The organism is Halomonas citrativorans, assembly GCF_014898005.1.
GTDB lineage: Bacteria > Pseudomonadota > Gammaproteobacteria > Pseudomonadales > Halomonadaceae > Vreelandella > Vreelandella citrativorans.
The window spans coordinates 40,854-54,090 of the sequence record NZ_JABUYX010000011.1; the positions used below are offsets into that span (position 1 = coordinate 40,854).

Annotated in this window: 10 protein-coding genes; all 10 read right to left on the reverse strand. The window is 57.5% G+C overall.

Features of this window, described 5'->3' with window-relative positions; translation table 11 throughout:
* Positions 1–5: 5 nt before the first annotated feature.
* Genes tssA through tssF form a run of 10 tightly spaced genes read right to left on the reverse strand, consistent with a single transcriptional unit; the run spans position 6 to position 13,225 of the window.
* Positions 6–1,469: a type VI secretion system protein TssA gene (gene tssA, locus INT20_RS11460; RefSeq protein WP_193054727.1), complete on the reverse strand. Its 1,464-nt coding sequence runs from the start codon at positions 1,467–1,469 to the stop codon at positions 6–8.
* A gap of 10 nt (positions 1,470–1,479) precedes the next feature.
* Positions 1,480–2,133, reverse strand: a complete 654-nt coding sequence (gene vasI, locus INT20_RS11465; RefSeq protein WP_193054728.1) for a type VI secretion system-associated protein VasI — start codon at positions 2,131–2,133, stop codon at positions 1,480–1,482.
* Positions 2,130–3,734, reverse strand: a complete 1,605-nt coding sequence (locus tag INT20_RS11470; RefSeq protein ID WP_193054729.1) for a sigma-54 interaction domain-containing protein — start codon at positions 3,732–3,734, stop codon at positions 2,130–2,132. Before INT20_RS11470 ends, vasI begins: the two co-directional genes overlap by 4 nt.
* Positions 3,735–3,737: 3 nt before the next feature.
* Positions 3,738–6,356: a type VI secretion system ATPase TssH gene (gene tssH, locus INT20_RS11475; protein WP_193054730.1), complete on the reverse strand. Its 2,619-nt coding sequence runs from the start codon at positions 6,354–6,356 to the stop codon at positions 3,738–3,740.
* Positions 6,357–6,364: 8 nt separating this feature from the next.
* Positions 6,365–7,207: a type IVB secretion system protein IcmH/DotU gene (gene icmH / locus INT20_RS11480; RefSeq protein WP_192528353.1), complete on the reverse strand. Its 843-nt coding sequence runs from the start codon at positions 7,205–7,207 to the stop codon at positions 6,365–6,367.
* 3 nt (positions 7,208–7,210) lie between these two features.
* Positions 7,211–8,545 carry a type VI secretion system baseplate subunit TssK gene (gene tssK / locus INT20_RS11485; RefSeq protein WP_192528352.1) on the reverse strand — a complete coding sequence of 445 codons (1,335 nt, stop codon included), beginning with the start codon at positions 8,543–8,545 and terminating at the stop codon, positions 7,211–7,213.
* Complete coding sequence (gene tssJ / locus INT20_RS11490; RefSeq protein ID WP_193054731.1) at positions 8,545–9,096, reverse strand: type VI secretion system lipoprotein TssJ; 552 nt, start codon at positions 9,094–9,096, stop codon at positions 8,545–8,547. The genes tssK and tssJ overlap by 1 nt, the downstream gene beginning before the upstream one ends.
* Positions 9,093–10,472 (reverse strand): type VI secretion system-associated FHA domain protein TagH, encoded by a 1,380-nt coding sequence (tagH, locus tag INT20_RS11495; protein WP_193054732.1) that lies wholly within the window; start codon positions 10,470–10,472, stop codon positions 9,093–9,095. The genes tssJ and tagH overlap by 4 nt, the downstream gene beginning before the upstream one ends.
* 3 nt (positions 10,473–10,475) lie before the next feature.
* The gene (gene tssG / locus INT20_RS11500; RefSeq protein WP_193054733.1) at positions 10,476–11,498 is read right to left on the reverse strand and encodes a type VI secretion system baseplate subunit TssG; all 1,023 of its coding nucleotides are present in this window, start codon (positions 11,496–11,498) and stop codon (positions 10,476–10,478) included.
* On the reverse strand, positions 11,462–13,225 hold the full coding sequence (gene tssF / locus INT20_RS11505) for a type VI secretion system baseplate subunit TssF (protein WP_192528348.1): 1,764 nt from the start codon (positions 13,223–13,225) through the stop codon (positions 11,462–11,464). Before tssF ends, tssG begins: the two co-directional genes overlap by 37 nt.
* Between the last annotated feature and the right edge of the window lie 12 nt (positions 13,226–13,237).

Below are 13,237 nucleotides of genomic sequence, written 5' to 3' on the forward strand. Positions count from 1 at the left end.
CGTTATCAGTGCGTTTCTTGGACCGCAGCGTTCAAGCGTGATACCAACGCGGGTTCCCACTGCTCTAACGCAAGCGCAGTTACCGTTTGCTGCAACGTGCGATAGTGCTGCTGAGCCAGGCTTTCCAGCCCTGTCTCATGCAGCAAATCAGCACTGGCCAGTCGCCAGTACGCACTTTCCCTTGGTGTTCTGGCACTGCTTAGGCCCTGATCAAGCACCTTTAGCGCCTTGCCTATATCGCCGCTTTCCACGGCTTCGCGCGCCTCTTCAAGCCCGGCATGCCAAGCCTCGCCACCCCCAACCGCGCCGCCGCTGTTTTCGGTGCTGTATAGCCAGCGCTTCGTTTCTTCATCAACAAACAAAGCGCCGCTGTTAAAAGTAAGCGCCTCGATACCCGCCAAGCGCTCTACAAACCGCAGTGTTTCATCTCGGATCGCCTCCGCGCAGCGGGTGTGGCCAAGCTGCTTGGCAAGCCCGGCGCTCAGGCGATGCCCTTCCAACCAATAGGGGCTTAGCGCCAGGCTATTTTCGATACGCTGCCAAAGCTCGTTGTCTCCCCCCTTGGCTAGCGCCTCACGATAATCAGCGACACGATCAGCCGACACCGGCGCAAGTTCAGTTTTGCCGTTCTCCTTGGCGGCGGGCAGCGCTTGAATCGTGCTCCATACCGCATAACGGCGCAGGCGGTAGGCTAAGGGTTCTCCTGGCGATTGCTCGCCTAAAAACTCCGCCATCTTGAGCAGCGCTTGACGGTTAGAACGCTCGTTTCCCGCCTCCAGGCGAAGCTCAGGCGCCTTGGCCGCTGAAGGCGTGGTGGTGGCCTGCTCCTGGCGGCCAGCAGATTGCCCTGCTGCCTGCCCGGATGACTCTTGAGAAGGCGCTTGAGAAGCGGCTTGCGCAGGCTGTTGAGTGGGCCGCTTGGCGTTTAACTGGCGGCTTAATTCGGCAACCGCCTCGTCCGGCAGCGACTTCTCGGCCACCTGATGCTCAAGCTCTTTCAGCGAGGATTGGCACGCTTCAAACTCATCATCGGCATTGTGAAAATCGAGCGTTGATACGAGCTTGACGCTGCGCTGGATTAACTGCTGAAACAGCCTGGGGCGCATCTTGGCGCCGCGTTTTCCTGCAAACGGGTAAGCCTGTTCCCACCAGGGCTGGGCAATACTCCGGGCAAGCAAACGAAGCGAGAGTGCAAAGCGCACGCCGCTACTACCGTGCTGCATACAGTGCATCAAATGCCCCAGCACTTTTAGGTCCTTGCCTCGCTCGCTCAGCATACGGATGGCCAGCGCCTCGGCGACGTCCCACTCCACCGTTGCGTGCTGGAGCGAACCTATCTTCATCATTTCCTCATCCAGCGTCAGATAGTCATTGCTATCTTCAACGGGAACGCCCACCTGCTCCCCCTGAGCATTGGCGGCCAAGGGTGCCAGTAAGGGGGCTAGTTGTGACTCGGCAGTAATGCGCATAAAACCTTCCTTACCAGCGGCACGCTTCGCGTAGCGGGGCAATGTCCTGGCGCAGCCCCGCCACGTTAAAACGCAGTCCATCCAGTTCTTTTATATCGCTGCGCAGCGTGACTTCATTGGCATCAAGCAATTGGCGCAGCGTGTCGATGGCAGGTAGTCCACGCCCACCACTAACGACCCGGCCACCGTCGCGTATGCGCCACTGCTGCTGCACTGCACGCCCATTTCCTGTGATCTGCAGGTCCACTCGGGCACCGCTGATAGGCGTGGGAAGATGTAGCTGGAAACGAGTGATCAGCCTTTCGCAGGCCACCACCATGATGGGCCTGGGTGGTGTCGTTCCCAGTGCGGGCACGCTGATCAGCACGCTCTCGCCGGATTCATTCACTATCAGCCCAACGTTGTCATCAGGCCGGGCTGACTCCTGACGCTCAATGGCTCGCCAGAGCGCGGGCAGTTCGTTTTCACCAACACTGAGATTTGCCTCCAGAAAAAGCGCGTCATAGCAATTCAGTCGCTCCAGGCGCGAGGTCTCTTCCGCACAGGTTTGAGCGCTCTTAAGCAATCCGCTTTGTTCATCTGCCTTTGAAGGCGCACAGGCCAACAGGCAGAGCATCAGCAAGCCACCGATGGTCCACTGGCGTTTTAGCAGCATCGCGTTCATTTAATATCCAGTTCCAGTAGCTGACATTTATGAGCCAGAGTTCGCTTGGGCAGCCCAAGGCTTTGCGCCGTTTGCGCACGATTACCACCAAAGCGACTCAATCGCTGACGAATAATGATGGATTCGATATCACGCATCGCTTGGCGAAGATCAACAATGTCGTTGGGCAGTGCCAGCGTAGCGTCTTCGCCAGGTGGCGGCGTTTCTTCCAAACCGCTGCCGGTTAAAAAGCCACCTTGCTCGCCGGGCAGCAGGTACGTATCAATGTCTGCATCGTGAGGTGTCATCGCACAGGCGTAATCAATCACGTTTTTAAGCTCACGGACGTTGCCCGGATACTCCCGACGATAAAGCAGGCGCAAGGCCGCTGGGGTAATTCCCATTTCGTCGCGCCCCTCTCGGGCGCAGAAATCGGTAATAAAGGATTGTGCTAGCTGGGCGATATCATCCCGGCGCTCGCTCAGGGGCGGCAGGGTGATCGGAAACTGACCGAGCCGGTAGTAAAGGTCCGCACGAAATCGCTGTTCCTTGATCTGTTCACGCAGTGGCTGGTGCGTTGCAGCCACCACGCGCAGGTCGGCGCAGCGCTCCTCGTTTTCTCCCAGCGGGCGGTAGCGACCGCTTTCGAGTACGCGTAACAACTTGGCTTGCAGCGCCAGCGGCATATCCCCGATCTCATCGAGAAACAACGTACCGCCATCAGCCTGACTGATAAGCCCTTCTCGAGCATGCTCAGCCCCCGAGAACGCGCCCTTACCATGCCCAAACAATTCAGACTCCAGCAGCGTTTCAGGGATGGCGGCGCAATTGATCGCCATAAAGGGGCCTTCCGCGCGCGCCGAAAGCTGGTGCATGGCGCGCGCTACGCGATCCTTGCCGGTACCGGTTTCACCTTGCAAAAGTACCGCCAGGTTTGTCTCTGCCGCTCGTACGATATGCCGACGCAGTGCCTGCATGGCGCTAGAGTGTCCGAGCAGCTCCTCAGCTAGCCGATCAGCCAGCGCCTGACGCCGCGCGCCATCGTTCAGTTTGGTCAAGGAGTCTTGCAGTATCTGCGAGCGGTGACGCTCGCCCTGCTCCCTGGCAAGTCGCGTCCATAGCCGACACAGAAGCCCTTCAAACGCTGCCATGCCGGGATCTTCAGCGAGCACCTTCAACCGTGCTTGCGTACCCGCCAGCACGATTACTCCCAACCATTCACGCCCGCTTTGCCCTCCACGCAGTGGCCGAATGTGAAGATGCAGTGAAGCGCCTAGCGATGCCACCTGGGACTGGAAGCCGGGATGATCCAAGCGAATGCGTGCATCAGCAACGCTAAGCAGCAGCGGCTTGCCACTGCGAATAACATGCGCATAGGGATGATGAAAGTCGCCGCAGTCGAACTGGTCCTCGCCGACATCTCGACCCAGCCAGCGCCCGCTCCCATCAATGTAAAGGCACTCCGCGAGCGCCAACCCAAGGTGGCGCTGCAAGAGCGTGGCCGAGCGCTGACGCAGAGCAGCAGCGCTGAGGCTCTCCACCAGGGTTAACGCCAACGGCATGGCCGAAAGCTCAGCCGATAGCGCCGAACCAGCGGTAGTGGGAACAGCAGGCTCCGTCATGGGCTAGGCAACCTCTGCCGTGAAGGTGCCGCTTTGCGCGTCGACGCCCAGCACTACGCTGGAAACCGCCTCACGGCGCGCCATGCGCTCAAGCAGTGCCTTGGAAAGCGGCGGCAGCAGCTCACCATCGATCACTGACTCCAACATACGAGCGCCGTTTTCGCTGCGTGTGGCACGTGCACATATCGCCTCAGCCAAGGCCTCTTCCAGCACCACATCCGCCTGACGATGACGCTCACGGATACGGGCTGACAGGGTATTGAGCTTGGCTTTAACAATGTCGCGCAGCGTATCGCTATCCAGCGGCAAGTAAGGCACCACTTCCATGCGCGCCAGCAGAGCCGGTTTGAAAAACTCGGCAAGCACGGGATAAAGCGCCGCATCCAGCGCTGTGGCATTCTGCCCGTGGGCCACAATCGCTTCGTAGCCCAGGTTAGAGGTGAGGAAGAACAGTACGTTTTTACAATCGATCAGTCGCCCTTCGCCATCGGCCAGCTCGCCTTTATCGAACGCCTGGTAGAAGAGATTCAGCACATCAGGGTGAGCTTTCTCGACTTCATCCAACAGGACCACCGAGTAAGGGCGCTGGCGTATCGCTTCGGTCAGTAACCCGCCCTCGCCAAACCCTACATAGCCAGGAGGAGAACCTATCAACCGTGAAACCGTGTGCTTTTCCTGATACTCAGACATATTGATAGTGGTCAGGAACTGGCGACCGCCGTACAGCTGGTCGGCAATCTGTACCACGGTTTCCGTTTTACCCACGCCACTCGGGCCAACAAGCAGGAAAGCACCTAACGGGCGACCCGGACGACGCAAATCGGCACGCGCCGTCAGCAGATGGCGGTGAATACGTTCGATCGCCGTGTTCTGGCCTTGAATCTGTTCGCCCAAGTGAGCGGGGAGTTCGGTCAAACGCGTCAGCTCATCGCTGGTCATCCGCTCAACCGGTACGCCCGTCCAGTCACCAATGACTTGAGCGATCTGGGCCTCTTCAACGCTTGGATTGACCAGCGCATGAGACTGCTGCAGTCGCGCCAGCTGTTGTTCACGCTCGGCAAGTTCAGCATGTTGATCGTCGTTTTGATCGCTGTCATAGACGCCATCGGCATCCAACAGTTGGCGGTGCAGGGTCACAATCGCATCAACGCATTCACGCTGCTCGTGCCAAGCGGCTTCAAGCGTGGCGAGTTCAGCTTCAAGCGACATCAAACGCTCGTTAAGCGCTTGGCTCATCGAGGCATCTGGTTCACGGCCCAGTAACTGTTCGCGAGCCAGGTGATCGCGCTCGCGCAGGGCAGCGGTGTGCTCGCTTTGCAGGTGACTTAATTTGCGCGGCGGCGTATCCAGTGCTTGCGCCAACCGTGTACACGCCGTATCCAGTACATCAATGGCTTTATCCGGCAATTGACGACCGGCCAAATAGCGGGCAGAAAGAGACGCCGCCGCGCGCAGGCCGCTGTCGCCGACCAGTACGCCGTGGGCACGCTCATACACGTCTCGTAATCCGCGTAGAATGACCAAGGCCTGATCGACGCTGGGCTCGGAAAGCGCGACGGGCTGGAAACGGCGTGAAAGCGCCGGGTCTTTCTCAAAGTACTTTTTGTACTCGCGCCAGGTCGTCGCGGCAATCGTGCGTAGCTCGCCACGCGCCAGCGCCGGTTTCAATAAATTGGCCGCATCGCCACCACCTTCCTGATTACCGGCACCAATTAACGTATGCGCTTCGTCGATAAACAGTAGCGTGGGGCACGGGGCGTTTTTAACTTCATCAATCACCGCCTTAAGGCGTTTTTCAAACTCGCCTTTGACCGCAGCACCCGCTTGTAAAGCGCCGAGGTCCAGCGTCAATAGCTCTACACCTGCCAGCGCGGTAGGCACTTGGCCTGCCACAATACGTGCAGCCAGCCCTTCTACCACCGCACTTTTGCCGACCCCCGCATCGCCAATCACAATAGGGTTATTTTTACGCCGACGCCCAAGGATATCGAGCATCTGGTCAATTTCAGGATCCCGGCCAAGTACAGGGTCAAGTTCACCCTTGCGTGCCTGCTCCGTAAGTGAGGTCGCAAAGCGTGCAAGCGCACTATCATCGCCAGAGCCATGCGTGCCTACACGCTGAGTGCTGGCACTCGCTTCCTGAGGCGCCTCTGCCGAATCAGCCGTCAAGCGGTTAAGGTGGCGGCGCAGGTTTTCCCGGTTAATCTCGGCAAGCAAACGCACTGAACCCGCGCCAAGATAGCGCTCCGGGTTATGCAAAAGAGCAGTAAAGACGGCACCGCTACGCAGCGTCTGATGCTGGTACTCGGTGGATGCCAGTAGCCACGCATCCTGGAGCAGTTCAACCAGCAACGGTGAAAAGCTGGGAGTTGCCACCTCCAGATTGCGCGGCGGGCGCGTTTCTTCTGCCAACTGGGCACGCAAGGCAGCGGTATCGACCTCAAGGTCTTCACAGATACAGCGTACATCGCATAGGGGTTGATCAAGCATCGCCTGTAGCAAATGCCCGGCGGTAACCTCAGGCGCCTGCTGCTGCGCGCACAGCACGGCCGCTTGCTCAAGCCCTTGGCGAGCAATCGTATTAAGGCGGTCAATAAGCGCCGGTAGCTCTACCCTGAGCATGGTATCTCCTAGCGATAAAGTTGGTTAAGAAGCGTCGTAATCTGTTCGGCCTGCTGATCAAGCGACCATGAGAACCCTAGATAAACAGCCACCATGGCGATGCCGAAGAGCGCAAAAATTCCCCAGGTCGGAAAACTACCCGTGCGCTGAGAGCGCCCCTGCACCACGTTTTTAAGCGGCTGAGTCAGTGTGTCTTCAGCGGGTTGTTCCAGAGAGGAGAGCTGGTCGCCTAGCGCGCGAACAATCTGTTCATATTCATCGCGGCCATGGGACATGACGCGATAACGGCCTTCAAACCCAAGACACAGGCACAGGTAGATAAAGGCCAGCATGTCGCGATAGCGCTGAGGCTCTTGCTGCAGGCGCGCCAGAATGGAGAACACTTTTTCGCCTCCCCATGTTTCGTTATGAAACCGGGTTAACAACGAGTGTTCGGCCCACTTGCTTTGCCGCCCCCAAGGCATACCCATCACCGCTTCGTCGATAAAGGAGCAAAGCACATAGCGGTAGGCAAGCAGCGTGGCGCGATCATAGCCCTGCTCGGTCAGTTCGATCTCAATAGCCGCAATTTCATCCACCACTTGGCGGTAAAGACGCTCGATATCACTCGCGCTATCAAGTTGGCGAACTCTAACCACCATGCCTAACAGGCTGCTGGCAGCATCTACCAAGGGATTCAGGTTATGCCCGCGCAGCCGGAACCAGTAGTCCTCGTCAGCGTCCAGCTGCTCTGCATGGCTATGAATGAGGTGCTCTAACCCTCGCTCGTTAATGAGGTCCTCGTGGCGCATTTTTTGCGGCGCGGCAACCCCACGCGTCGAGCGTTGCCCATCAGTGACAAGATGTTGCATGGTTTAACTCCTGATCGCCCAGAACTGCATTTCCAACCCCGGAAACTCCCCGGCCACGTGGAACGCAAAGCCGCTGGCACCGTTAAGCATTCCCCACGCTTCGCTTTGGCGGTCCAACTGGAAGTAGGTGTAGCCTGCGTGATAAGGCAGCTCGCGAGGTGCCACCGGCAGCGGCTCAAGCGGTATGCCGGGCAATTGCAGGCTAATAAGATCACGGATCCGCTCGACGCTGGCGACTTTGGTTTGCTGAAGAAACAGCTTGCGCAGGCGCTCGTTGGGCATGTCAGCGCGCACGGCAAGGATAAACTCGGCAGATTCGATCAGGCTGAGATCAGAAAGCGGTGCGACCAGCAGGCCAAAGCGGCGTGACTGCAACTGGATAGCCACTGCCCGTGGTTCAAGCACGGTAGAAAGCGCTTGGCGCAGCATTTTCATCAACGGCTTGAAGGCCCGTTCGGGGTGATCATGGTCGTAGGCCGGGCATTCGGGCGGCAGCCGGGACTCATCCGTAAAAGTCACCAGCTCACAGGCGATTTCATGCATGGTGTCGTAGAGACGCTCAGGATGCAGCTGCCCCAAACGCGCCAGATGCTGGAAGCGAGGCTGAGCACGATTAAGCAGCTGAAGGAGCATAAAATCAGCCACATCCGCAACGCCTGCCTGGTGGGGCGTAGAAAGCCTCTGGGCGATATTGCGAGCGCGCTCGCGCATCAGGCCCGCCATTTCGCCCACAAAGCGCTGTAACCCCGGCGCCGCTTGCACGTTTAGCAGGGTGGGCAGGAACTGTTCATCCAATACCAGGCTACCGTCTGGCCGACGCTCAACGATGCGCGCCACGGCTAGACAGGCATAGCCACTGCGGTCATCACGCTCCAGCAGTAAGCGCGGCGACACCCTGGCGACTTCAAGTTCGGCGGTGGCGCCATCTTGTGAGTGAAGATCCCGTACGCTACGCGATGCGTGACGATAACGGGCAGGAAGGTCATCGCCTGGCCAGCGCACCTCGCCCACCCCATCGGTTGCCAGCGGCAAGCCAAGATAGACGACCTGGTTGGTGATGCTTGCATCATCAATTTCAAGCGGCGTTGGCTCGACATCGTCGACAGGCAAATGAAAGGCCACGCCATCAGGCATGACACCGCTGGCCCGACTGATCGCTACCCGCCCAAAGCTTAGAAATTCGTTATTCAACTCAAGGGACAAAAACCCGTAAAGGTAGTGGCTGACCCCTTTTAGACGCGTGTCCAACAGCCCTTCAAGGCTACGTTGCTGCTGTTGGAAGTGCTGAGGCTTGATAAACAGGCCTTCGCTCCATACCACTCGATTCCGGCTAGCCATTACTCCTCCTTCCTTAGCTCAACTTCATTGTCACGGAGGTGAACCAACAGGTGGTAATGCTCTCCACTGCTGGTTACTTTCACGACTTTTTTCCATTCCGCCTCGTTAGGCGTGGCATAAAAAGCAATTAGCCCGATGTAGCGTGTTTCTTCATCAACCGCGAACGGTTCATAGAACTTCCACTGGCCCGGCAGCAAGGTAAAGTCGTCATGGGTCAGGTAATTCGTACCCAGCGCTCCCTCCAGGTCTTCCTGCAGCTGGCTTAAGTCAGCAGCCATCAACATGGAGTCATCTTTCAGCTGTAGCACCTGAAAACGTAGCGGCGCGCCATCGCCTTCCACATTGGGGTTCATGTTGGGCTCGGCCACCATGCTGAGATCCACCGTCGTGGGGCGCTCTTCGGGGTAGCCGACGGGAATGGAGGGATCGCGCATTACCTGCCACGTTTTACCCGCAGCCTCCCGAGTCGATGCACAACCGGCCAACAGAAGAAGCACGCAGAACAGCCCGGCAAGGCGAATTAGCGTCACGCTCAGGCCTGAGGCGCTCATGCACCCTCCCGTTGCTGGCGGCGTACGGACTGGTCATAGCCTTGCTCAAACACTTCCCAGAAAAGCTTTTGAAAGCCCTGCTGACGGCCAGAGTTCAACTCGCGGTAATAGTGCTGATACATCTCCCAGGCCCAGCCATCTTCGTTCTCAATGCGATTTCCAGCGCCTCGATAGGCGTGAAAACGTTTGAGCAACGCCTCGGGAGAGAAGGCATCCAAAATGGCACCCAGCGCTTGACCGATGGCCTCTTCAACCGCTGCCTGATGCTGCCCTTGATGACGCAGGCTTTCAGCAACCGCTTCAGGGGCTGACAGGTGAACGGGGCTGCGTTGTGCAGAGAACATGGTTTCTGCCGTCTCTTCAAACGACAGGCCAAGCCGGATAGGATTATCTTCAATAGGCTGCAAACGCCGATCGCGAAGCGGGTACTTGCTATCGTTTTGGCTCTGTTGCAGTAACCGGAGACCATCGATAGTAGCGCGTAGCGTATGGCCCGCCTCTTCCAGGAACGCCTGCTGTTCTTCACTATTTCGAAAAGGCAGATCAAGCCCTAACCCTCTCAGCAACGGGTCGGCACCTATATGACCCAGCGCCTGAGTGGTTGGCTGCTGCCAGCGATCTTCTAACTGTTCGCCAACAGAGCGCTCCAAGTCGTTTAGCTGCCGTTCATCCATGCCACTGCTCCTCTGTTTTGTCGTGCCATTCAAGGGTTTGATATCGGGAAGGCGCACCGCGTCATCGCGATGCTCTTTCTGTGGCCACTCGTTGGCGTGGCTACGGTACGAGCCGGGATTCGCATCCAATGGCTCCAACGTGGAGGGTGGCGCGGCCTCCTTATCAAGCGCGACCATGGGGTCATGCTGCATGGCCCCGGGCACAACACCGCCTAACGCTTCTATAGGGTCTTCCTGCTGAGTAGGGTGTTGCCGCTCCTGCCTACTTCCCACCGGCCAAGCGGCATGTTCATGCGCCGTGACGTCGTCTTGCTCTTCATCAATCAGCGTGGTGAGCGAATGGACCCCAGGCTGCCAGGCGTGCCGGTCGCCTGAGTGTACTTTCAGGCGATAGACGCCAATCGTCAGCTCATCACCATCGCGCAGGGCAACTTTACGATTGCGCCCTACCGGCAGCGTGGCGCGATTGATATACGTGTGGCCGCTTGAGTCAATCAGGCAAAACTTGCCATCCATCCTGGTAATCTCGGCATGCTGAGGGCGCACTTTTCCGGCGTGGTCCTGTAGCAACCAGTCATCGTAATCACTGCTGCCAAGCGTTCCTCCCTCCCCCTGGAAGACATAGCTACTGGACGAACAGCCTTCCAGCTGTTCGCTGTTCATAACCACTAAGGTCACGGCGTCAAACGGATCGACTTGCATGCGTTAACTCATCATCTGAATGCGTACACGGCGACGCGTAGAGGTATCGTCACCATCAGGGTCTACAAACGTTGTCCAGCCCAACTGACATGATCCACCATCACCCAAGCGCATGGGCTTAACCTCACTTTCCAGCAGCTCAAGCTCCAGGTCATAGGCGAGCGGCTCTCGCAGTACAAAGCTAACCAACGTCTTTAGCGGTTGATGCTCTTCCCCATCGGGCAGAAAGTCTCGGAAACGCTCCAGGGTCAAGCCACGCAGACACAGCGCAAATTTGCCTTTTACATCGGCCACACGCTCGCCTGCGACCATGTCCTCACCCAGCGTCATTCCCGTCATTCCCATGCGGCTACGCTGGTTCAGCGGGATCTCCACCCAACGGTGAACCCACTCCTCGATGTCCACACTGGCCAAGTCAAAGCAGTGGCTGACGATACCAGTGACCACATCCGGCGAGCGTGAGCGACCTGCCAGAAGCCCCGCATAAGCCAGCATCTTGCTCCAGTTGATGGGGGTCTCGCCGCGCAGGTCACTGTCGGCAAGCCCCACCAATGCAAAGACGGCTGCTGAAAAGCCATCCCGCGCATTGTCCTGATAGCGCACGTAGTGACGATACTTCCGCCAGTTCTGATGCATCAGGGTCAACAGGCGATGATTGAAAAAATCCAAAAAGTCGCCTGCCGCGCCCTCCTGATGCGCAGACTCATGCGCCAGTGCCTCCAGGTAGTAGCTGGGTAACGGAGATTGCGCCCCCTGCAGTCCCAGGAAACTCACTTCCATTTCATACTGGCCACGCTCACCAACGCCCAGTGCCAACACATCGCTTCCCGGAAAACCGAGCGAGGATGAGGCCTTGTAGCGCACCCGTTGAAAAGAAGGCACGCCCTCACTATGGCGTTGCTCCTGATCATCTTCGTGATGCCGGTGCAGCAGTTCGACCAGTTGAAAAAACTCGTAGCGGCGCGCCTTTTGAATCAGGGGTGCCAACGCTACATCTGTGGCTGTTGCCCTTCCTGTAGGCTCCATACGTAGCGTTCCTGGTTATGGCGATTAATGACCTGCAACTCGTGAAACGAATTAATGCTGGCGTAAAGTGATAAGAAGCGGGCGAGCACGCTGCCAAACAGGTACAAACTGCCTTCATCGCCGAACGCATCCTGATCAAGCGTCATGACGGAGCGCAAACCGCGCACCGGTAGGCCTTTACGAAGACGATCAACCGGCTGTGTGTCGATACTGATAATGCCCGCCAAACGTTTTTGGGCAATGCGCTCGGCCTGACGATCAACCAGGGCGCGGAAGTCATACGCTCTCAATACCGAACACAGCGCATCGCGATTGAGCAGCGAAAGATAGTTAAGCGACAGGTTTGAAATCAGTATCCATAACAACCCATCGTCAATGGCTGGCCGAAGCACGGGAGTGGGCCGGGTAATATTGGAAAACGTGGCAAACGAGGGGCTTTTTTCCGTGCCGACACATATATCGCCAACGGTTAGCTGCTCTGGCAGTTCCCGATTGGAACAGGTCAGCGCAAGAGAAACGGTTTCCCGGCGCCCCAGGCACTCCTGCTCATCCTCACGTATAAACGCAATATCGTGATCAAACCCATCGCTGCGCAGGCTATTGCCAACACGCACACGAAAGTGAAGCGCTTGGCGCCCTCTATCCCGTTCAATCTGATGCTGAAAACTCTCAAAGGGAACATATCGCCGCGAAACGGTCTGCGAGCTACTTTGTTCGCCTTCCAGGCGGCCTGACACATTATCCACGCTGAATATTTCATAATGCGAGGGCGCCTTACTACTGGGCCTAATGCGGTACTCGCTACGCTCGCCCGTCAGGTCGATAGGCTCTGCATCATGCTCAAAAAGATTAATGGCAGGCGTACAGTAAAGCGCCAGGTGTTCGTTTTGGAGGCGAGCATCCGTAGGCAACGGCCGCGCAAAAACAAACCGAAGCGTGACCCGTTGCGCAGGCGTTGCCGGTAGCGCCTGATCCAGTCCCAGCACATCAAAGAAATGGAATGCCTCTGGAAAACAGAGATACTCCTGCAGTATGCGATACCCCTGGTGCACATTGCTTGGATAGGGTAGCAATGCCTGCTCACGCTCAAACCCCACGGCCTTCAGCGCACTGGCAGGAAGCGTTTGACGGTTCCCATCAATGTCGAGTTCAAGACGTGAAAGGTAATGGCTCATCCACAAATAAAGCGTGCGCGCTGTGTAAGTATCGCCTCCCAAGTGCAAACGCAGTGACGTTATCCCCATTTCGTTCATGGGCTGGTCACTTTGTACATCCATCGCTAGCTCGACAAGTGAGGTTTCACGCGTGTGCCGCGCCTCTACACCTGCATGCTCCAGCGGATAAAGCCTAACGTCATGACAGGTACGAAACTGACAAGACGTGTTTTCAACAGCGTTACTGGCAAGCTCGGTTCCCCGGCTCACCTGCTGATGCTGGCTCAAGGAGTGCCACATGGGCGTGAACTGCACAACGGTCATGCTTGGCACGGGCCGCAAGTAGTTCGGCCACAACATGCTGATCAATGAGTGAGTAAGTTCCGGGAACTCATCTTCCACTTTTTCTCGCATGCGCCCGGTCAGGAATGCAAAGCCCTCAAGCAACCGCTCAACGTCCGGGTCCGTGCTTCGTTCAGACAGAAACCGGCTCAGGCTCGGGTTTGCTTCAGCAAACTCGCGTCCCTGGCGTTTTAAAAAATTGAGTTCATCGCGATAATAACGGTTGAGCATGTGTGCCCCTTG

Coding starts and splice junctions, on each gene's coding strand:
- vasI (WP_193054728.1), bottom strand. CDS start 2,133: ATGAACGCGATGCTGCTAAAACGCCAGTGGACCATCGGTGGCTTGCTG.
- tssJ (WP_193054731.1), bottom strand. CDS start 9,096: ATGAGCGCCTCAGGCCTGAGCGTGACGCTAATTCGCCTTGCCGGGCTG.
- tssA (WP_193054727.1), bottom strand. CDS start 1,469: ATGCGCATTACTGCCGAGTCACAACTAGCCCCCTTACTGGCACCCTTG.
- tssH (WP_193054730.1), bottom strand. CDS start 6,356: ATGCTCAGGGTAGAGCTACCGGCGCTTATTGACCGCCTTAATACGATT.
- INT20_RS11470 (WP_193054729.1), bottom strand. CDS start 3,734: ATGACGGAGCCTGCTGTTCCCACTACCGCTGGTTCGGCGCTATCGGCT.
- tssG (WP_193054733.1), bottom strand. CDS start 11,498: ATGGAGCCTACAGGAAGGGCAACAGCCACAGATGTAGCGTTGGCACCC.
- tagH (WP_193054732.1), bottom strand. CDS start 10,472: ATGCAAGTCGATCCGTTTGACGCCGTGACCTTAGTGGTTATGAACAGC.
- tssK (WP_192528352.1), bottom strand. CDS start 8,545: ATGGCTAGCCGGAATCGAGTGGTATGGAGCGAAGGCCTGTTTATCAAG.
- tssF (WP_192528348.1), bottom strand. CDS start 13,225: ATGCTCAACCGTTATTATCGCGATGAACTCAATTTTTTAAAACGCCAG.
- icmH (WP_192528353.1), bottom strand. CDS start 7,207: ATGCAACATCTTGTCACTGATGGGCAACGCTCGACGCGTGGGGTTGCC.